Here is a 21,198-nt window from a genome sequence, read left to right as displayed (position 1 = left end):
AACACCACGCCTGAGAAAACAGAGATGGAACAAGCGCATACCCGGTTAGTCGCTCAACTGAATGAACGGATCGCCGCGCCCGATAACACGCCGCTGTACCTGAAGTTTGCCGAAACGGTAAAAAATGCGGTGCGCAGCGGGGTGCTGGAGCACGGGAATATTTTGCCCGGCGAGCGCGATCTGAGCCAGTTGACCGGGGTGTCACGCATCACCGTGCGTAAAGCGATGCAGGCGCTGGAGGAAGAGGGCGTGGTGACGCGCGCCCGTGGCTACGGGACGCAAATCAACAATATCTTCGAATATTCGCTGAAAGAGGCGCGCGGCTTCTCACAGCAGGTGGTGCTGCGCGGCCAAACGCCAAATACGCTCTGGGTTAACAAGCGAGTGGTGAAATGCCCGGAAGAGGTGGCGAACCACCTGTCGATCTCCCCGGACAGCGAGGTCTTTTTGCTCAAGCGCATTCGCTATGTGGATGACGATGCGGTGTCCATTGAAGAGTCCTGGGTCCCGGTCGGGTTAATTCCCGACCCGGATGCGATTGGCATTTCGCTCTACGACTACTTCCGCAGCCAGAATATCTTCCCGCAGCGCACCCGCTCAAGGGTGAGCGCCCGCATGCCGGACAGCGAGTTTCAGGCGCACATTAAGATGGACGAAAAAATACCGGTGCTGGTGATCAAGCAGGTCGCGCTTGACCAGCAGCACCGGCCGATTGAGTACAGCATCAGCTACTGTCGCAGCGATCTATACGTCTTTGTGTGCGAGGAGTAATTCGTCGCGAGTCGGGGCGCAGTCTCCGCCTCGGTGGCTGACTACCCAGGACGCCACGGCATTCCCCAGCAGAACGGCGTCTGCCAGTGACCATCCCGCCGCCAGCCCGGCAAGCGTGCCGCCCGCGTGGCTGTCGCCAGCGCCAATGGTGTCCACAACCGTCGCCGGGAACGCCGGAACAACGCCCGAGGTCTTACCGTCATACCACGCGGCGCCGTCTTTATCATGCCGCACAATCAGCGCGCCGCCGAAACGCAGCGGCCACTCCGCACCCAGATCTTCAGCCGCGACACCCAGTCGCTCGGCTGCGATCTCCGCTTCCTGACGATTAAGCGACACAATCGGCCTGCAGGCCATAATTCGCGCCATCAGCGCGTCGGGAATATCCGCGATGCGGGGACCGAAATCGATAAAGGCCGTCACGTCCGGCAACCTCTCCAGCCAGCGTGTCAGCAGCTCGCCGCTGGGCGAGGCCAGCTGATAGCCGGACAAATAGACCAGGCTGTTCGACGGGATATTAAGCACATCAAGCCAGCGCTGCTGCCACTGGTTCTCCACGCCGCTAAAGGACATAAAGGTGCGCTCGCCGTCTGGCTCCACCAGCGCGAGGCACCAGCCGTTATCGCCGGTTTCGGCCTCGATGGCGCTGTGCAGATCCTGCTTCGCCATGGCGTTGCGAATGATGTCCGCCCACACGCCGTGGCCGACGGGCAGGGCGTTTTGCGCCGTAATGCCGAGCCGTTTCAGGGCGATGGCAATGTTCAGCGCGCAGCCGCCGATATTCACCCCCTGCTGTTTGAGCTCGATATCGCACCCGCGCCAGGGCAGGGCGTAGGCGTCGGCGATGACGTCAATCACCGCTGCGCCCAGCACCGTCACCGGGCGCGTGGCGTGCAGATTGTCGAGACGTTGGGCAAATGCATTCATACGCCCTCCCTTTGCTCCCTGAAGTGCAGCAGTTTCTCGCAATAGTGGCCGAAATCGAGCCGGTTGACGGCGTCGAGTTCAGCTTTGAGCGCCGGGTCAATCGCCTGCACGCCGTGGAGCGCACCGCAGATGGCCGTCGCCATCGCGCCAATGGTGTCGGTATCGCCGCCCAGATTGGCGCATAAAATGGCGCAGCGGTTCGGGTCGGTTCCCGCCAGCTCGACCATCGCAATGGCTGCCGGAACGGACTCAATGGTGCTGGTTCCGGCCCCCACGAGCTGGTACACCTGCTCGCTGGCGGACTCAATCCCGTTGGCTTCCCGCACGGTCTTAAGGGCCAGCTCAATACGCGCCGCCAGCGACGCGCTGAAGGTGGTGGTTTTCGCCTCCTGCGCATAGCGGGCAATACCCGGCAGGGCATCGACGATGTTCTGCCAGCTTTCGCCGTCGATGGCACGGGAAACCGCCCAGGCAATCACCACCGCGCCGGCAATGGCGAGGTCCGATTTATGGGTCGGGCTGGAGGCCAGCGCCACCTGTTCAACAAAGTGTTCCAGCCGCGTCGCCGGGAGCAGGCAGCCCAGCGGGGAGGCGCGCATCGCCGCCCCGTTCGTCACGCCGTTGTTTTCCAGTTCGCTGACCGGCTTCCCGTCACGAATCGCATTAAGCGCGATTTTTGAGGTCGGGCCGAGCACATTCTTGTTGAACGCGTCGAAATCGAGCGCCCAGTTCAGGATATGCTTGCCGATAACGTCTGCGTTAATCTCCCCGTCGCACTCGACGATCGCGTCCGCCAGGCACAGCGCCATTGAGGTATCGTCGGTGAACTCTGCCTGTTTGAAATAGCAGGCCGCATTATTTTCTGCCGGGCCGGGTAAAAAGCGGTCGATCCAGCCAAAGTGGGCCTTGACGCGCTTTCTCGGCCACAGCTCCGACGGCATGCCCATCGCATCCCCTAACGCCTGCCCGTAAAGGGCACCGAGAACACGTTCTTGTTTCATTTAACTTCCCCTTGTGTCAGCGCGGTATCGCCATCAACCACCTCAATAGCAGTGATCTCTTTGTCCGATTCGCGGAAAAACAGCATAAACAGCACGGCAATCACGGCAATCATGATTGCGCCAAATGCCCACATTCCGGCCCAGTTGAAGGTCAGCCCATTCACCGGCTCTTTATATGCGAACATTTTTTCCATCATTACGCCGCCCAGGCGGTAACCCAGCAGGCTACCAAAGCCCTGGCAGCACAGCGTAATCAGGCCTTGTGCAGCGGTGCGCATGTGCACCGGCGCTTTTTTATCCACGTAGATGTACGCGGTAACGTAGTAGAAGTCGTAGCTCACGCCGTGCAGCAGAATGCCGAGGAACAGCAGGGCGTAGGTGAAGTACTGTTCCGCACCGCCGTAAACGAAGAACCCGTAGCGGATGGCGGCCGTGATCAGGCCCAGCAGTAAGACCTTCTTAATACCAAAGCGTTTGGTAAAGAACGGCAGCGCCAGCATAAAGAAGATTTCGGAGAACTGGCCGAGCGTCATCCAGCCGGTGGCGTTTTTCATTCCCACTTCGGTGAGATAGCCGTTGGCGAAGATGTAATAAAAGGCCAGTGGCATGGCGAACAGAAACGAGCAGAAGAAGAACACGAGGAAGTTTTTGTCGCGCAGCAGGATCAGCGCGTCCAGCCCCAGCATTACTTTGAAGTCCAGCTTGCCGGTACTTTTCGGCGGTGTGTTCGGCAGGAAGAGGGCAAACACGCCGAGCAGGGCGGAGCTGGCTGCCGTCATCAGCAGAGGAATATTGGTATCGGAAATATCGCTATAGCCCAGCATCTGCGGCAGGAAGCCGCACGCCAGCCCGGAGGCGATCCAGCCGATAGTGCCCATCACGCGGATACGCGGAAAATCGGCCTCGACGTCATCCACGTTCGCGAAGGCAATACTGTTGGTCAGCGCGATGGTGGGCATATAGGTCAGGGAGTAAACCAGCAGCAGCGGGAAGAAGGCGCTGAACTGGGTTTGCTGTGCGGCGAAGTACATCAGAATCGCGCCGGCAAACATCAGCACCGCCAGCACTTTCTGCGCGGCGAAGAAGCGGTCCGTCAGCGATCCGACCAGAATTGGGGAGAGGATAGCGGCAATGGCGGTACAGGCATAAGACCAGCCGATTTCCCCGGCGGTAAAACCGCTTTTGCTCAGCCACAGCCACAGCGGCACAAACCACGCGCCCCAGATAAACCATTCAACAAACATCATGAATGACAGTTGGACTTTCGTTTTCATTTTTTAATCCTGCATGTCAGAGAGGGTACGCCTTTAACATACCATTCTATAATACCTTTTAAATACCTTTGTGGCGATTGTTTGATCAATGTAACAGTTTTGTTGTACACGAATCGAGCCAGCAGATTGTGCTGAAAAAAAATGCAAAAGGTGGAAAATCTGTTAAGTCGGTACCAGGCTTAGTCTGCCCATAAATAATGGGACTGGATAAACACACACCGACACGACGTCGGACTTACGGGAGTATCACATGACTGATATTGCGCAGTTGCTTGGCAAAGACGCCGACAGCCTTTTACAGCATCGTTGTATGACCATTCCAGCCGACCAGCTCTATCTGCCGGGTCATGACTACGTTGATCGCGTGATGATCGATAACAACCGTCCGCCTGCGGTCCTGCGAAATATGCAGACGCTCTACAACACCGGACGGCTCGGCGGCACCGGCTATCTCTCTATTCTGCCGGTAGACCAGGGCGTTGAGCACTCGGCGGGCGCCTCTTTTGCGGCGAATCCGCTCTACTTCGATCCGAAGAACATTGTTGAACTGGCGATTGAAGCTGGCTGTAACTGTGTAGCCTCCACCTACGGCGTGCTGGCCTCCGTCTCGCGTCGCTATGCCCACCGCATTCCGTTCCTTGTGAAGCTCAACCACAACGAAACTCTGAGCTACCCTACTGAATATGACCAGACCCTCTACGCCAGCGTCGAGCAGGCGTTCAATATGGGGGCGGTGGCGGTAGGGGCGACCATCTATTTCGGTTCTGAGCAGTCTCGTCGTCAGATTGAAGAGATCTCCGCGGCGTTTGAACGCGCGCACGAGCTGGGCATGGTCACCGTACTGTGGGCGTATCTGCGCAACAACGCGTTCAAGAAAGACGGCGTGGACTATCACGTGTCGGCCGACCTGACCGGGCAGGCGAACCACCTGGCGGCGACCATCGGCGCAGATATTGTGAAGCAGAAAATGGCCGAGAATAACGGCGGCTATAAAGCGGTGAACTTTGGCTATACCGATGACCGCGTATACAGCAAGCTGACCAGCGATAACCCGATCGATCTGGTGCGCTACCAGCTGGCGAACTGCTACATGGGCCGTGCGGGGCTGATTAACTCCGGCGGCGCGGCGGGCGGTGATACCGACCTGTCAGACGCGGTGCGTACGGCGGTTATCAACAAACGCGCGGGCGGCATGGGGCTGATCCTTGGCCGTAAGGCGTTTAAGAAATCGATGGCCGACGGCGTGAAGCTGATCAATGCGGTTCAGGACGTCTATCTGGACAGTAAAGTCACGATTGCCTGACGCCTCCATCTCCCTCTCCCTGTGGGAGAGGGTTGGGGTGAGGGCATCACCGTGCACCGTGTGAAACATCAGCGCAAAAGCACACAGTCCGGCGGCAGCCGACACTGCAGCGCGCCGGGCAACACCTCAATGCGGAACTGTGTTCCGCTCAGCGGCTCTCCATCGAGGTTAAACGTCATCCCGTGCGGTGCATTGACCTCAAACCATGCGGATTTCCCGTCAATGATATTTGGACTCTCTTCCGGCTGCGTCAGCGTGGTAAACAGCGCGGGCAGCAGGCCGTCGCCCGTAAAAATACGCAGCTGTAGCTGGCCGTCATTGATCAGCGCCTCCGGGCAGAGTTGCTGCCCGCCGCCTGCCTGGCGGCCATTGCCAATGCCAATCACTAGCGCGTCACCCTGCCACTGAAAATCCTCGCCGCGAATTTCGCAGCGGTCAGGCTTGAGGGTGTCCATGCGCATCAGGCCGTGGATGAGATACGACACGCCGCCCAGCGCCGCCTTCAGCTTTTCCGGCGTTTCGCTGGTGATGCGTGTGCCAAACCCGCCGGTCGCCATATTGATAAAGCAGGTTTTATCATTCACCTGCGCAATATCCACAGCGGTGGCCTTGCCGAGGATCGCCAGCTGGAGCGCCTTCTCTAACTCCTCGGGGATCCCAGCGCTGGTGGCAAAATCATTGGCGGTGCCGAGCGGTAAAATACCCATCACCGGGCGGTTTGCCGGGGGCAGGTCGATCAGCGCTGACGCGATCTCATTGATGGTGCCATCGCCGCCGCCGGAAATGATGGTGTTGACGCCAAGCCCGAGGGCTTCATTGATATAGCGTGCCGCGTCGCCTTTTTCCCATGTTACCCTTACGTGGATGCGCGCGCCGTCGTCACGCAAACCCTGAATTGCCTGACGCAGCAGATCGTTGCCCGCACTTTTGCCATTGAGAATCAATAAACTGTCTTGATAGGTTGCCATCCGCGCTGCTCCCTTTTTTAGCGTTAGTAAGAGTGTATAGCAGAGAGGAAAAAAGCGGGTAAGAACAGGATGAAAGGAAAAAAATAAGGCTGCGGAAAGGGGATTTATCCCCCTTCGTGGCGTTTACCTTTTATACGCTGGTCCCTCAATTGACGCTTGCTGTCAACGTTTGAGCCCTGCCATTTGCCTGTTCTCAATTTTCAACTGTTTACGCCACACCCGATTATGTAGCGTTAGCGCAATTGAACGGTAAAAGACTGACGTATTCATCCACACGATATTCAGGCCGAAAAATCCCAGTCCTAATAGTGAGGTTATTTGCGGTGTGTAATTCTCTACAGAGCCGAATAAAAGTGAAATCCATGTCCAGATAAAATACACGATGCTCATCAAGCCGGTCAGTGTAATGACAGAAATATGCAGTTTATATCCCGTTAAGGAACCTCTGGCCGTTAAAAACATCGTGCTCATTACAATCATGCAATACACCACTGCTGCAAGGAATACTCCCATCATTACCTTAAATTCAGGTAAGCCGAGCAGGCGAAATAGCAACATCCAGACAGAAACTTGTAGCATAGCGTAGCAAAAAATAGTGAGTAAGGTACTTATTGCTAAGGGAATACCTGTCATATGTACACCCACAGGAACACCGAACTGACCTTTTAAGCGATTTTTCAATGATTCAAGCCGTTGGCAATCGTCAGTCGCCATTTCACCTGTTATCACAGCACTTAATGCAAGGCTCTTTTTGATGTAATTTATCATGTCCGGGTCAATAACTTCCTGTAAACGAAAAAGACTGAATCAAACCAAAAACGTATTTACCAGATTGTGTAATATTCTGAGGATTACGGATTGTACCCGAGACAGCACTGCCAACAAATGCTGAGGAGTTTGAAATAGCATTCAACAGCTCTCGCTGTAAGAGCAGCTGCAGCGCTTCCGAGGGGTAACGTTTAGGGTAAACGCCAGCTTTCATCGCTGCTTTAACCCCTGAATTAGAGATCCCGGGATTTCGGATACGAATGATTTCCTCAGTTAACCGCGTGCGGTCTGCCCGGCTCATTTTTTGTAATAACGAGAGTAAACTTTCAGACGTTGAGCGATTAAGTAGGCGGTAGGTTAATACAGCGCTTTTTAGACCCGCAGCAGCCCCGGCAAGTGAAATCGCATCAAGAGCAGTATTGGTTGCGGTATACCACTCCTGGGAATCCATCCACGCAACATAGTCATTATGATTCATGGCAATAAGTGACAAGCGGCCAAGCCCGTTTGCACACTGAATTCCTGTTGCTACACCACCAGCGACAATCACAGCGGCAACAGCGCCGGAAGAACCTGCGGTGAGAGGAATGGCCATACCTGCACCTGCAGCAAGTACGACAGTGAGAATGGCAGCTCCGCAAGAAATCGCCGTAGAACCTATTTCAGTCGCTAATGAAGGTGACTGAATCGTCGTCGTCGTTGCCTGGAGAGGATTACTTGATGAGGCGTTTACTTTAGTGATGACGACATGACTCACCGAGCTTTCGTTTGGCGTCGCAATCCGTCTTGAGGGTCTCACTAACCACTGACGCGCACCGTCTGAGTAGATGATCCCAACCTGGCTAAAGTTACGGCTACAGTCCAGCTGATTGGCAAGGGCGGTGAAATCAATATCGCCCCCGGAGGCTAGACCCAGACTGCGGGCGAGTTCGTAATCCGGAATATCCTTTGAAATCTGACCAGGAAACGTCATGTTGTCTCTCCGTCCATGTGAAATTGTATAACGCTGAGAAATAAAGAGTAAAGGGCATGTAATGGAGGGGAGTTAGGAATGATCCGAATAACACGCCATCCTGCCAGAACCAATGAAAATTGTGATGGATATCTTATACCCGCCCGATTTTCGTAAAAGATATTCCAGCAGACGCTGGCGCGAATCAACACCCTTCATTTGGTGGGGCGGTGCAATTTCATTCTGACTAAGTGGACTGAAAATTGTACAAAAAAATAAGCCCGCGTAAGGGAGATTACGCAGGCTAAGGAGGTGGTTCCTGGTACAGCTAGCATTTATGGGTTATGTTTTTCAGCGGGGGGATAATACCCGTATTGAACGAAGCGGTATGTGATCCGATTCTAAGAATTATCCCAGCGCGAAAAAATTTCCCTGATTGACTATTTGCCGTGTGGGTTTCGGGTGCTTTCACCGTTGAAGTTACGCATCAGCAGGGCGAACTTCAGCTCCACCTCTTCAGGAACCGGCAGCCAGACGGTATGGCCGTCACCCGGTGCCACCTCAATCATTTCACCTTTACCGTTTTCCAGATGTTCCAGCGTGAAGTTCATGTTGCCCTGCGGGGTCATCAGCTCCAGGCTGTCGCCTTTGGTAAACTTGTTTTTTACCGCGACGGCCGCCAGCGCGCCTTTGCGCTCGCCGGTGAAGTCACCGACAAACTGCTGGCGCTCGGAAACGGAGTAGCCGTGCTCGTAGTTCTGGTAGTCGTCGTGGGTATGACGGCGCAGGAAGCCTTCGGTATAGCCGCGATGCGCCAGGCCTTCCAGAGTTTCCAGCAGGCTGGTATCGAACGGTTTACCGGCGGCCGCATCGTCGATGGCTTTGCGGTATACCTGCGCGGTACGCGCGCAGTAGTAATAGGATTTGGTGCGGCCTTCAATCTTCAGGGAGTGCACGCCCATCTGGGTCAGACGCTCGACGTGGGCGATGGCGCGCAGATCTTTCGAGTTCATGATGTAGGTGCCGTGCTCGTCTTCAAAGGCTGTCATGTACTCGCCCGGACGTTTGGCTTCTTCAATCATAAACACGCTGTCGGTTGGCGCGCCGATGCCCAGCGTTGGCTCGACGTTAGTCACCGGGATCGGCTCGTGCTTGTGAACGATGTTGCCGATGTCATCTTCTTTGCCTTCCTGGACGTTGTATTCCCAGCGGCAGGCGTTGGTGCAGGTGCCCTGGTTCGGGTCGCGCTTGTTGATATACCCGGAGAGCAGGCAGCGGCCAGAGTAGGCCATGCACAGCGCACCGTGGACGAAGATTTCGATTTCCATATCCGGCACCTGGGTGCGGATCTCTTCGATCTCTTCAAGGGACAATTCGCGAGACAGAATGACGCGGGTCAGCCCCATCTGCTTCCAGAACTTGACCGTCGCCCAGTTGACGGCGTTAGCCTGTACGGAGAGGTGAATATCCATCTCCGGGAAATTCTCCCGAACCAGCATGATTAAGCCCGGGTCCGACATGATCAGCGCGTCCGGCCCCATATCCACCACCGGCTTCAGGTCGCGAATGAACGTTTTCAGCTTGGCGTTGTGCGGCGCGATGTTGACCACCACGTAGAATTTCTTGCCCAGGGCATGCGCTTCGTTGATGCCGAGCTGCAGGTTCTCGTGGTTGAATTCGTTGTTACGTACGCGCAGCGAATAGCGAGGCTGGCCCGCGTAGACAGCATCGGCCCCATAGGCGAAAGCGTAACGCATATTTTGCAGCGTTCCCGCCGGGGAAAGGAGTTCCGGTTTAAACATGTTTGTTCTCGTTCTGATGACAGGTCAGATCCGCGGCACCTGGTGCAGCGGTAAGGGGAGATCCCCCACTTTAAGGGCGGGCATTGTAGCGCTGCGGGGCGGGGAGGTAAAGCGCCGGGTCGCCTCACCGCTCTCCCGGCGCGCGTCGTGCTGTCAGGTGTTGTCTTTTACCGTCTGGGTAGACCCGTTAGTTTTGACCGAGGCGATACCCTTATCACGCGACTGTTCCGTCGCATAAAGCTGGCTGCTGCCAATGACCTGATGATTGCCCGCCTTGAGATTGAAATGGAACTTACCGTTAGAAGCCGTTTTCTTCTCGTAGCGCTCGTCCAGGGGGCTGTTTGTGCGTACGGAGGCAATGCCGTTTTCGGCGGCACTTTTACTGGTGTAAAGCTCGCTGGTAAGAATGATCTCTCCGTTACCCGCTTTCAGCACAAACCTGTACTGACCATCACTGCTTTTACTTAATTCGAACCAACCAGACATAGGAACTCCTTGATCGAAAGTAAAATGAGAGGCACCAGTTATCAGTAAGCGAACCGGTAAAAAGAGTATGGTTGATTCCTGAATTGATTCCAGAAAAGAAAAACCCGCCTTAGGGCGGGTTTCTTCGTCGAAAGGTCACGCAATCCTGCACGCATCCGCTTCCCAGCGATACCCCACGCCATACACCGCGCGGATAAAAGACTGCTCGGCGTCCAGCGCCTCCAGCTTGCGGCGCAGGTTTTTGATATGGCTGTCGATGGTGCGGTCGGTCACCACGCGGTAATCGTCATACAGGTGGTTCAGCAGCTGTTCGCGGGAGAAGACTTTGCCCGGCTCGTGGGAGAGGGTTTTCAGCAGGCGGAACTCCGCAGGCGTCAGGTCCAGCAGCTTGCTGCGCCAGCTCGCCTGGAAGCGGCTTTCGTCGACAATAAGCGGGCTTTCGGCGTCCAGCACCTGAAGCTCGCGCTGCGGCCTGCAGCGGCGCAGAATGGTTTTTACGCGGGCGACCACCTCGCGCGGGCTGTAGGGCTTGCAGATGTAGTCGTCCGCGCCGATTTCGAGCCCCAGCAGGCGGTCAATCTCTTCAATTTTGGCGGTGACCATGACGATCGGCACGTCGGAGAAGCGGCGAATTTCCCGGCACAGGGTCAGTCCGTCAACGCCCGGCAGCATTAAATCCAGCAGGATCAGATCCGGCGGGGTCTGGCGCACGTACGGCAGCACCTGGTCGCCGTGGCCGATCAGCGACGGGGCATAGCTGGCCGCGCGTAAATAGTCGATCAGCAGCTGTCCCAGCTTGGGTTCGTCTTCCACGATCAAAATGCGCGGCGTGTTTTCGTCAATCGGTAACTCGGTCATACTTCTCTCGATAAATCCCGTTCCAGAGGTAACTCTACTGTAATGCTAACCCCGCCAAAAGGCGAATGGGCGGCGCGGATCGTGCCATTATGCGCCTCGACGATGTTAACGCAAATCGCCAGCCCCAGACCCGAACCTCCGCTGGCGCGGTTGCGGGAGCCTTCGGTACGATAAAAACGTTCAAACAGTTTTTCCAGCTGCGCGTCCTGCACGCCCGGGGCGGAATCCGCGAAGGTAAGGGCAAAACGCCCGTTTTCCTGCCTGCCGGAGATATGCAGCCCGCCGCCGCTGTCGGTGTAGCGCAGGCTGTTTTCCAGCAGATTGTTGAACAACTGCATCAGCCGGTCCTTGTCGCCAAACACCACCGCGCTGTCCGGCAGGGAGAGGTCAATTTTCAGATCTCGGCTGGCAAACCGCTCGCGGAAGGCGCCGCTGATCACTTCCAGAATATTAATCACATCCACCGGCGCTTTCTGGTAGGCCAGCGCGCCTTCGTCGGACATGGAGAGCTGGTGGAGATCGTCCACCAGCTTGGTGAGCGTGCCCACCTCCGCCTGCAGGGAAGCCACCGATTCGGGCGTAAACTGGCGCACGCCGTCCTGAATGGCCTCCAGCTCGCCGCGCAGCACCGCCAGCGGCGTGCGCAGCTCGTGGGAAATATCGGCCATAAAGTCGCGGCGCATCTGCTGGTTCTTCTCCAGCGTGCTGGCGAGCTGGTTAAAGTCCTGCGCCAGCTTGCCCAGTTCGTCCTGGCTGCGGGTATCGACTCGGGTGGTGAAATCCCCGGCGGCCAGCTTGTGCGTGCCTTCCACCAGGCGTTTCACCGGGGCGAGCAGACCTCGCGCCAGCGGGAAGGTGGCGAGCGCGGCGAGCAGCGTGGAGAGGGCGACAATCAGCCAGCTTGTGCGACGCTGCTGGCGGTCAAAGTTGATGTCGGTGTTGCGCGTCAGGCGCTCCACCGGGGAGGCGATCACCCAGCCAACGGTGGCGTTATTCACTTTGATCGCACGACGGGTGCCGTCCGGCGGTATCGGCGCGCGCGGCCCAACCAGGGGGCGCATATCCTGGTCGATTACCCAGAACTGGGTGCGCCAGCCGTGCGGCGGCATGCCCGGGCCCGGACGATCGTCGCCGGTATCGTGCTCCAGCGAGCGCAGGATCTGGAAAATAAAGCGATCGTTATTGCGCAGAAAACGCCAGTTGCCGTGCTGGGCGTACTGTTCACTCAGCGCATCGCTCAGTCCCTGCAAACGCTGCTCATTGCCATGTTTAATGTAATCAATAAAGCCGCGCTCGAAGCTGACCCGCACCGCCCAGTGCATGGTGATCAGCAGGACGATACAGGTGGCAAATATCGCCACAAAGAGCTTGCCGGTAATGCCCGGACGCCAGAATTTCATGAGCCACTCCTTTTGCCGCGCCTGATGACGACGTTCTTGCTGGTATCATCCGGCACGCGGGCGAAGATGAAAGCGGGCAGGGCGATGATGACCGCCATGCTGAGATAGGTATACAAAAAGACCTGATGCGCCACCGGCGTGTCGACGCTGAGGTGGTGCTGGCCGTACATGCCGAGCAGTAACCCCGCGATAGTCACGCCCACGCTCATGGAGAGCTGCATGATCATCGACAGCAGGCTGTTGCCGCTGCTCGCCAGATCGTCCGGCAGGTCTTTCAGCGTCAGTGTATTCATCGACGAGAAGCGCATGGAGTTGACGATCCCCTGGCAGAACAGCACCAGCGGCAGGACGTAGTACCAGCCCATCAGCGCCACGGACATAAACAGCAGGCTGACCAGCGCCAGCCCCAGCGTGGCGGTTACCAGCACGTGACGGTAGCCAAAGCGGTTCACCACCTGTACCACGATGCGCTTCATTCCCATGCTGCCGAGCACCATCGGGATCATCATCAGGCCAGCGTGGAACGGCGAAAATCCCATCCCGATTTGCAGGAAAACGGGCGTCATAAACGGCAGCATGCCGCTGCCGACGCGCCCGGCGAAGCTGCCGAACAGGCCAAGGCGATAGGTAGGGTTTTTAAACAAGTTCAGGCTGAACAGCGCTTTATCGTTACCTCTGGCATGCCACAGGTACCAGAGTATAGCGGTAACGCCGAGCGCGATCAGGAGCCCGAGCGTCAGGGGCGAAATGCCCAGACCTTTTTGCCCGTCCAGCGCCAGGGTAAGCGTGGCCATGCCCGCCGCCAGCAGGATAAAGCCAAAGAAATCAAAGCGCCGGGTCTGCATTTTGTAGTTCGGCATCAGCGCCAGGGTGGCCATCGCGCCGATGATGCCTACCGGGAGGTTGATTAAGAAGATCCAGTGCCAGGAGGCGTACTCCACCAGCATACCGCCCAGCGCCGGGCCCAGCAGCGGCCCCACCTGGCCGGGCAGGGTGACAAAGGTCATCGCCGCCATGTACTGCTCGCGCGGCACAATCTTCATCACCGTTAGCCGCCCGACGGGCACCATCATCGCCCCGCCGATGCCCTGCAGCACGCGCGCCATCACCAGCTGGTCGAGGGTATTGGCCTGCGCGCAAAACAGCGAACCGGTGGTAAACAGCACGATGGCGGTAAAGAAGATATTCCGCACGCCGACCTTATCGGCCAGCCAGCCGCTGGCGGGCAGCATCACGGCAACCGTCAGCACGTAGGAGACAATCACCATGTGCATATGCAGCGGGCTCTCCCCCAGGCTTTTCGCCATGGAGGGGAGGGCGGTGTTGACGATGGTCGTATCCAGCGACTGCATAAAAAAGCCGAAGGCGACTATCCATAACTGCCAGCGAACGTTAGCGGGGAGATCGGTCATTTACTCGGTCACCGTGGTTCTGTTTTTACGCGAAAAGCGCAGCCGCAGACGGTCGAAGAACAGATAGACCACCGGCGTGGTGTACAGCGTCAGCAGCTGGCTCATCACCAGGCCACCGACGATGGTGATCCCCAGCGGCTGGCGCAGCTCCGAGCCGTCGCCGCCCGAGATCACCAGCGGCAGCGCGCCAAACAGCGCCGCCAGGGTGGTCATCATAATCGGACGAAAGCGCAGCAGGCAGGCCTGGAAGATCGCCTCTTCCGGCGAGAGGTTGCCGTTGCGCTGGGCATCCAGCGCGAAGTCCACCATCATGATGGCGTTTTTCTTCACGATGCCAATTAATAGCATAATCCCGATGAGTGCGATAAGGCTGAACGGCGCGCCGAACAGCTCCAGCGCCAGCAGTGCTCCCACCCCCGCCGACGGCAGCGTCGAGAGGATGGTCAGCGGGTGCACGTAGCTCTCATACAGCACGCCCAGCACAATATAGACCGTGGCGATGGCGGCCAGAATCAAAATCACCTGCGAGTTCATCGTCTCCTGGAACACCTGCGCGGTCCCGGCAAAGCTGCCGCGCACGGTGGACGGCACGCCAAGCTGGGTCATCGCGCGGTTGATCGCGTCGCTGGCCTCCGAAAGTGATGAGCCAACTGGCAGGTTAAACGAGATGGTCGACGCCGCCGACAGCCCCTGATGGTTCACCGACAGCGGCGCGTTGGCAGGCTGCCAGCTGGCGAAATAGGAGAGCGGAATCGCCTTGCCGTCGTTGTTAATCACAAACATCTTGTCCAGGGCGCTGATGTCCTGGGTATAGCGCGGGTCAACTTCCATCACCACCTTGTACTGGTTCATCGGCTGGTAGATGGTGGAGATCTCGCGCTGGCCGAAGGCGTTGTTCAGCAGGCTGTTGGCGGTTTCAACGTTGATGCCCAGCCGCGACATGGTTTCACGGTCGTAGGTCAGGGCCATCTCGGCGCCGTTGTCCTGCTGATCGGAGTTGACGTCCGCCAGTTCCGGCAGCGCGGCCAGCGCCTTGCGGATCTTCGGCTCCCACTCGCGCAGGGCGGCTAAATCGTCCGAGAGCAACGTGTACTGATAGCTGGCGTTCGCCTGTCGCCCGCCGACGCGGATATCCTGAACGGCCATCAAAAACAGGTTGGCCCCCGGCTCTTTGGCGAGCTTCACCCGCAGGCGGTCAATCACCTGCTGGGCGGTTTCGTTGCGCTCACCGCGCGGTTTGAGGGTAATAAACATCATCCCGCTGTTAACGCGTGACCCGCCGGTAAAGCCGGTCACGTTATCCACGGCTTTGTCTTCACGAATGATCTTCATAAAGTCCTGCAGCTTGCCGCGCATGGCCTGGAACGAAATGCTCTGGTCCGCCTGAATGCCGCCCATCAGCACGCCGGTGTCCTGCTCCGGGAAGAAGGTTTTCGGGATGGTGATATACATCCAAACGTTGAGCACGATGGTGCCAATCAGCACCAGGCCAACCAGTCGGGTATGGTTCAGCACCCACTTCAGCGATTTGCCATAGCCCTCCTGCATCGCCATCAGGAAACGGCCAAAGCCTTTGCGGCGCGGCTGCGAGTGCGGTTTGCTGCGCTTGAGCATCCAGCCGCACATCATTGGCGTCAGCGTTAAGGAGATAACCAGCGAAATGCCGATGGCGACGGAGAGGGTGACGGCAAACTCGCGCAGCAGCCGGCCCGGCAGACCGCCCATCAGCAGCAGCGGCAGGAATACCGCCACCAGCGACAGGCTCATGGAGAGCACCGTAAAGCCCACCTCGCGCGTGCCCTGCAGGGCAGCCTGCAGCGGCTTCACGCCCGCTTCCAGATGGCGGGAAATGTTCTCCAGCACCACGATGGCGTCATCCACTACGAAGCCCGTCGCAATCGTCAGGGCCATCAGCGACAGGTTGTTAAGGCTAAAGCCGCACAGGTACATGGCGGCAAAGGTACCGATCAGCGATACCGGCACGGCCACCGCCGGGATCAGCGTCGCGCGGCCGGATCGCAGGAACAGGAAGACCACCAGGATCACCAGCGCGACGGAGATCACCAGTGTTTGCTCCACCTCTTCCAGCGAGGCGCGAATGGTCGGGGAGCGATCCTGCGCAATTTGCAGATCGATTGCTGCCGGGATGGTCTGCTGCAGGTCCGGAAGACGGGCGCGAATGCTGTTCACCGTCTCAATAATGTTCGCTTCCGGCAGCTTGCGGATCATCAGCAGAATGGCCGGTTTGGCGTTGGTCATCCCGGCGTTGCGCACGTCCTGCACCGAGTCGGTGATGCTGGCCACGTCGCTTAAGCGCACCGCGGCGCCGTTGTTATAGTGGATGATGAGCGGCTGGTATTCCGCGGCGGTTTTCAGCTCGTCGTTAGTGTGGATCTGCCAGCGGTGGCTGTTGTCCTCAATCGCCCCCTGCGGTTTACGCACGTTGGCGTTGCTGATGGCGGAGCGCACGTCGTCCAGCGACACGCCCTGGTTGAATAACGCCTGCGGGTTTAACCCTACGCGCACGGCGGGCAGGGAGCTCCCGCCGACGCTCACGTCACCGACGCCGTTAATTTGTGAGATTGTCTGCGCCAGCTGGGTATACGCAAAGTCATACAGCTGCCCCTGCGAGTACGTATCCGAGGTCAGCGTCAGGATCATGATCGGCGCGTCGGACGGATTGGCCTTGCGGTAGGTTGGGCGGCTCGGCATCCCGCTCGGCAGCAGGCTTTGTGCGGCGTTGATGGCCGCCTGCACGTCGCGCGCCGCACCGTTAATATCCCGGTCGAAGCTGAACTCCAGAATAATGCGCGTGCTGCCCAGCGAGCTGCTGGAGGTCATCTCGTTGATCCCCGCAATCCGCCCGAGCGAGCGCTCCAGCGGCGTGGCAACGGACGAGGCCATGGTTTCCGGCGAGGCACCCGGCAGCGAGGCGCTGACCATGATCACCGGGAAATCCACCTGCGGCAGGGGCGCCACCGGCAGCAGCCGGAATCCCAGCACGCCACAGAGGGTAATGGCGAGCGAGATGAGAATCGTCGCCACCGGGCGATAAATGAAGAGGGCGAAAAACTTCACTTATGCCTCCTCTTCACGTTTCGGGAAGCGGCTTTTGGTCCACAGCGCCAGGCGGTCAAACAGCAGGTAGATCACCGGCGTGGTGAAGAGCGTCAGCACCTGGCTCACCAGCAGACCGCCGACCATGCCGATACCCAGCGGACGGCGCAGCTCCGCGCCGACGCCGGTGCTGAGCATCAGTGGCAGCGCGCCGAGCAGGGCGGCCAGCGTGGTCATCAGGATAGGGCGAAAACGCAGCAGGCAGGCCTGGAAAATCGCATCATGCGGCGACATGCCCTGCTCGCGCTCGGCGGCCAGGGCGAAGTCGATCATCATGATGGCGTTTTTCTTCACGATCCCGATGAGCAGGATGATGCCGATGATGGCAATGACGTCCAGCTCGCTGCCCGCCAGCATCAATGCGAGCAGCGCCCCCACGCCCGCCGTCGGCAGGGTAGAGAGGATGGTGATCGGGTGGATAAAGCTTTCGTACAGCACGCCGAGCACGATGTACATCGCCACAACCGCCGCGACGATCAGCCAGATGGTGTTGCCCAGCGCAGCCTGGAACGCCAGGGTGCTGCCCTGGAACTGGGTCTGAATGTCGGACGGGAAGCTGAGCTCTTTTTCAGCCGCCTGAATGGCCTCCACCGCTTCACCGAGAGAGTAATTGTCCGGCACGTTGAAGGAGATGGTGGTGGACGGGAACTGATCCAGATGATTGATCGACAGCGGGGTATAGCGCTCTTCCACCGTGGCGATAGCGCTCAGCGGCACAATGCCGCCGTCTTTGCTGGTCAGGCGCACCGAGTCCAGCCCCGCCAGGCCGGGCGTGTTCTCCGTATTGTGCTCCAGCACCACGCGGTACTGGTTGGCTTGGGTGTAGATGGTGGAGATCAGGCGCTGACCGAAGGCGTTGTACAGGGCGTTGTCCACGTCTGCCATGGTAATACCGAGGCGGCTGGCGGTATCGCGGTTGACGTTCACGTACGCCGCCAGCCCTTTGTCCTGCCAGTCGCTGCTGACGTCGGAGAGCTGTGGCAGGGTGTTAAGCTTGTTCACCAGATGCGGTACCCAGGTGCTGAGGGCATCCAGCGTGGTGGCCTGCAGCGTGAACTGGTACTGCGTGCGGCTGACCTGGGTATCGATGGTCAAATCCTGAATCGGCTGCAGGTACAGCTCAACGCCCGGCACGCGGGCCACGGCGCTTTGCAGCCGCTCAATGACGGCGTTGACGCGATCGTCGCGCTCATCCAGCGGCTTAAGGTTGATCTGCAGACGCGCGCTGTTGAGCGACGGGTTAGTACCGTCGACGCCCACGTAGGAGGTGAGGCTCTCGACCGCCGGATCTTTCATAACAATCTCAGACACCTGCTGCTGGCGCTGCGCCATATTGGCGAAGGAGACCGACTGCGGGGCCTGAAGCGTGCCCTGAATAATGCCGTTGTCCTGGATCGGGAAGAAGCCTTTCGGGATAAAAATCCACAGCATCACGCTGAGCGCCAGCGTGCCGAGCGCCACGCCGAGCGTCGCCCACGGGTGGTTGAGGACTTTCGCCAGCACGCGACCGTAGGCGGCAATAATCCGCTCAAACATGCGTTCGGAGGCGCGCGAGAAGCGGTTTTGCTTGCGCAGCGACTCGTGGCTTAGCATGCGGGCGCACATCATCGGCGTCAGGGTCAGCGACACCACGGCGGAGATCAGAATGGCGACCGCCAGCGTCACGGCAAATTCGCGGAACAGCCGCCCGACGATATCGCCCATAAACAGCAGTGGGATCAGCACCGCAATCAGCGAGAAGGTCAGCGAGATAATGGTAAAGCCGATTTCGCCCGCGCCTTTCAGCGCGGCGGCCAGCGGTTTTTCGCCTTTCTCGATATAGCGCGAGATGTTCTCGATGACCACGATAGCGTCATCCACGACGAACCCGGTGGCGATGGTGAGCGCCATCAGCGTCAGGTTGTTGATCGAAAAATCGAGGAACACCATCACCGCAAAGGTGCCGACCAGCGAGAGCGGCACGGCGACGGCGGGAATAATGGTTGCCGGAACGTTGCGCAGGAACAGATAAATGATCATCACCACCAGCGCAATCGCCAGCATCAGCTCAAACTGGGTGTCGGTGACCGACGCACGAATGTTGGTGGTGCGGTCGGAAAGCACCTTCACGCTGACCGATTTCGGCAGGCTTTCGATCAGCTGCGGCAGCATGGTGCGGATGCTGTCGGCGGTTTCGATAATGTTTGCGCCCGGCTGGCGCTGCACGTTCATCACGATCGCCTGCTGTTTGTTGGCCCAGGCCCCCAGCCAGCTGTTTTCCGCGCCTTGTTCTACAGTGGCGATGTCGCCCAGACGCACCGGGGCGCCGTTCTGGTACGCGATAATCAGCTGGCGGTATTCATCGGCGGACTGCATCTGGTCGTTGGCGGAAAGTGTGACCGCGCGGGTTGGGCCGTCCAGCGAGCCCTTCGCCGAGTTGACGTTGGCGTTGCTGATGGCGCTGCGGATGGTTTCGCTGGTGAGCCCCAGCGCGGCGATGGCCTGCGCGTTCAGCTTGACGCGCACCGCCGGGCGCTGGCCGCCCGCGAGGGTGACGAGGCCGACGCCGGAGACCTGTGAAATTTTCTGCGCCACGCGCGTTTCGACCATGTCTTCCACCTGCGTCATCGGCATGGCGGAGGAGGTGACGGCAAGCGTCATGATCGGCGGATCCGCCGGGTTCACCTTGCTGTAGACCGGCGGGTTAGGCAGGTCCGACGGCAGCAGGTTGGTGGCGGCGTTGATAGCGGCCTGTACCTCTTGCTCGGCGACGTCCAGCGACAGCGTCAGCTGGAACTGCAGCGTCACGACGGACGCCCCGCCTGAACTCTGGGAGGACATCTGTTTTAGCCCCGACATCTGGCCGAACTGGCGCTCCAGCGGGGCGGTAATGGCGGACGTCACCACGTCCGGGCTGGCGCCTGGATACAGCGTTACCACCTGAATGGTGGGGTAATCCACTTCCGGCAGCGCCGACACGGGCAGGAAGCGATAGCCGATAATCCCGGCGAGCAGGATCGCCACCATCAGCAGCGTGGTAGCGACTGGACGGAGGATAAACAGGCGTGACGGCCCACCTGTAGAGCCTGGGGGCATAACCTGCATCAGGATTTCTCTCCCTGTTTCGCAGGTTCAACCACTTCCACCTTGGCCCCTTCGGTCAGACGGTCAATGCCGTCGGTAACCACGCGGTCGCCTGCGGAAAGGCCGGCGGCGATCACTACCGTCTGGCTGTCCTGAATCCCGGTTTTCACCAGGTGCTTGCTGACCTTATTGTCGCTGTTCAGCACCCAGACGAAGTTGCCTTCGTTACCCATCTGCAGCGCAGCGGTGGGGATCACCACCGCGTTCTCTTCGGTGGCGACCAGCATGCGCGCATTGACGAACTGGTTCGGGAAGAGGGCATCGTCCTGGTTGTTAAAGCGCGCCTTCAGCTTGATGGTGCCGGTGGTGGTGTCGATCTGATTATCCAGGCTGAGCAGGGAGCCTTCGCTCAGCTTCTGCTTGTTGGTGCGGTCCCAGGCTTCCACCACCAGGCCTTTACCGGCTTTTTGCGCCTGCACTACCGTCGCAATGTCGCTTTCCGGCAGGGTAAAGACTAAATCGATCGGGTGGGTCTGGGTGATCACCACGATGCCCGTGGTGTCGCCGCTGGAGATTTGGTTGCCGATATCGACCTGTTTCAGGCCCACGCGTCCGTCAATCGGCGCGGTGATGCGGCTCCAGTCCAGCTGCAGCTGGGCGCTGGCCACCGCGGCTTCGTCGGCTTTGATGGTGCCCTGCGTTTCGCTGACCAGCGACTGCTGGGTATCCAGCTCCTGACGAGACACGAGGTTGGTTTTCACCAGCTGCTGGTAGCGCGCCAGATCGCGACGGGCGTTGGCGAGGGTCGCGTTGTCTTTCGCGAGCTGCCCCTGCGCCTGGGTGAGGGCGACCTTAAACTGGCTCGGGTCGATTTCGGCCAGCAGATCGCCCGCTTTAACCTGCTGTCCTTCCTGGAAGTGAATAGCCATCAACTGGCCGTCGACGCGGCTGCGCACCGTGGCGGTGTTGGCGGCGGTAATGGTCCCGAGACCTGTGAGATAGCGAGGAACGGCTTTATTCACCGCCGTCGCCGCCTGGACCGGCGCCAGCGCGCCGCCGCGCATGCCGTGGCGCCCTCCGCCTGTTGGGCGCTGAG

At 58.8% G+C, this 21,198-nt stretch carries 16 protein-coding genes; 2 read left to right on the top strand and 14 right to left on the bottom strand.

The annotated features are described in order from the left end of the window. Positions 1-24 precede the first annotated feature (24 nt). Positions 25-771 carry a GntR family transcriptional regulator gene (locus tag DOU50_RS15475; protein WP_148769707.1) on the top strand — a complete coding sequence of 249 codons (747 nt, stop codon included), beginning with the start codon at positions 25-27 and terminating at the stop codon, positions 769-771. Here DOU50_RS15475 and DOU50_RS15470 read toward each other — a convergent pair. Genes DOU50_RS15470 through DOU50_RS15460 form a run of 3 tightly spaced genes read right to left on the bottom strand, consistent with a single transcriptional unit; the run spans position 745 to position 3,973 of the window. Beyond that, the gene (locus DOU50_RS15470; RefSeq protein WP_148769706.1) at positions 745-1,698 is read right to left on the bottom strand and encodes a PfkB family carbohydrate kinase; all 954 of its coding nucleotides are present in this window, start codon (positions 1,696-1,698) and stop codon (positions 745-747) included. The genes DOU50_RS15475 and DOU50_RS15470 overlap by 27 nt on opposite strands. Then, positions 1,695-2,699, bottom strand: coding sequence for an ADP-ribosylglycohydrolase family protein (locus DOU50_RS15465; RefSeq protein ID WP_148769705.1), 1,005 nt, complete (start codon positions 2,697-2,699; stop codon positions 1,695-1,697). The genes DOU50_RS15470 and DOU50_RS15465 overlap by 4 nt, the downstream gene beginning before the upstream one ends. Beyond that, on the bottom strand, positions 2,696-3,973 hold the full coding sequence (locus tag DOU50_RS15460) for a nucleoside permease (RefSeq protein WP_148769704.1): 1,278 nt from the start codon (positions 3,971-3,973) through the stop codon (positions 2,696-2,698). The genes DOU50_RS15465 and DOU50_RS15460 overlap by 4 nt, the downstream gene beginning before the upstream one ends. A gap of 250 nt (positions 3,974-4,223) precedes the next feature. Here DOU50_RS15460 and fbaB point away from each other — a divergent pair, with 250 nt between their 5' ends. Next, positions 4,224-5,276 (top strand): class I fructose-bisphosphate aldolase, encoded by a 1,053-nt coding sequence (fbaB, locus tag DOU50_RS15455; RefSeq protein WP_023312424.1) that lies wholly within the window; start codon positions 4,224-4,226, stop codon positions 5,274-5,276. Positions 5,277-5,344: 68 nt separating this feature from the next. Here the strand turns inward: fbaB and yegS are convergent, their stop codons facing one another. From yegS to DOU50_RS15400, 11 genes are all read right to left on the bottom strand, one after another. Next, positions 5,345-6,244 carry a lipid kinase YegS gene (gene yegS, locus DOU50_RS15450; protein ID WP_032646512.1) on the bottom strand — a complete coding sequence of 300 codons (900 nt, stop codon included), beginning with the start codon at positions 6,242-6,244 and terminating at the stop codon, positions 5,345-5,347. Positions 6,245-6,406: 162 nt separating this feature from the next. Next, a complete protein-coding gene (locus tag DOU50_RS15445; protein ID WP_148769703.1) occupies positions 6,407-7,012 on the bottom strand; it encodes a hypothetical protein in 606 nt (201 codons plus the stop codon). A 7-nt stretch (positions 7,013-7,019) separates the two neighbouring features. Continuing rightward, positions 7,020-7,985: a hypothetical protein gene (locus tag DOU50_RS23710; RefSeq protein ID WP_024908122.1), complete on the bottom strand. Its 966-nt coding sequence runs from the start codon at positions 7,983-7,985 to the stop codon at positions 7,020-7,022. Between the two features lie 419 nt (positions 7,986-8,404). Next, on the bottom strand, positions 8,405-9,766 hold the full coding sequence (yegQ, locus tag DOU50_RS15435) for a tRNA 5-hydroxyuridine modification protein YegQ (RefSeq protein WP_024908121.1): 1,362 nt from the start codon (positions 9,764-9,766) through the stop codon (positions 8,405-8,407). Between the two features lie 153 nt (positions 9,767-9,919). After that, the gene (locus DOU50_RS15430) at positions 9,920-10,252 is read right to left on the bottom strand and encodes a YegP family protein (protein WP_032646510.1); all 333 of its coding nucleotides are present in this window, start codon (positions 10,250-10,252) and stop codon (positions 9,920-9,922) included. Between the two features lie 135 nt (positions 10,253-10,387). After that, positions 10,388-11,110 carry a two-component system response regulator BaeR gene (gene baeR / locus DOU50_RS15425; RefSeq protein WP_044597928.1) on the bottom strand — a complete coding sequence of 241 codons (723 nt, stop codon included), beginning with the start codon at positions 11,108-11,110 and terminating at the stop codon, positions 10,388-10,390. Further along, positions 11,107-12,510: a two-component system sensor histidine kinase BaeS gene (gene baeS, locus DOU50_RS15420; protein WP_048991164.1), complete on the bottom strand. Its 1,404-nt coding sequence runs from the start codon at positions 12,508-12,510 to the stop codon at positions 11,107-11,109. The genes baeR and baeS overlap by 4 nt, the downstream gene beginning before the upstream one ends. Next, on the bottom strand, positions 12,507-13,922 hold the full coding sequence (locus tag DOU50_RS15415) for an MFS transporter (protein ID WP_148769702.1): 1,416 nt from the start codon (positions 13,920-13,922) through the stop codon (positions 12,507-12,509). Before DOU50_RS15415 ends, baeS begins: the two co-directional genes overlap by 4 nt. Continuing rightward, entirely contained in the window at positions 13,923-17,000 is a 3,078-nt protein-coding gene (gene mdtC, locus DOU50_RS15410) for a multidrug efflux RND transporter permease subunit MdtC (protein WP_148769701.1), read from the bottom strand. Further along, positions 17,001-20,123 carry an MdtB/MuxB family multidrug efflux RND transporter permease subunit gene (locus DOU50_RS15405; protein WP_148769700.1) on the bottom strand — a complete coding sequence of 1,041 codons (3,123 nt, stop codon included), beginning with the start codon at positions 20,121-20,123 and terminating at the stop codon, positions 17,001-17,003. It lies immediately after the preceding gene. Next, positions 20,123-21,198: MdtA/MuxA family multidrug efflux RND transporter periplasmic adaptor subunit (locus DOU50_RS15400; protein WP_148769699.1), on the bottom strand; the 1,076-nt coding region annotated here is incomplete at its 5' end. The genes DOU50_RS15400 and DOU50_RS15405, both read right to left, overlap by 1 nt.

Source organism: Enterobacter sp. C6 (assembly GCF_008122455.1).
GTDB classification, from domain to species: Bacteria; Pseudomonadota; Gammaproteobacteria; order Enterobacterales; family Enterobacteriaceae; genus Enterobacter; species Enterobacter pseudoroggenkampii.
This window is presented reverse-complemented; position numbering and strand designations above follow the sequence as displayed.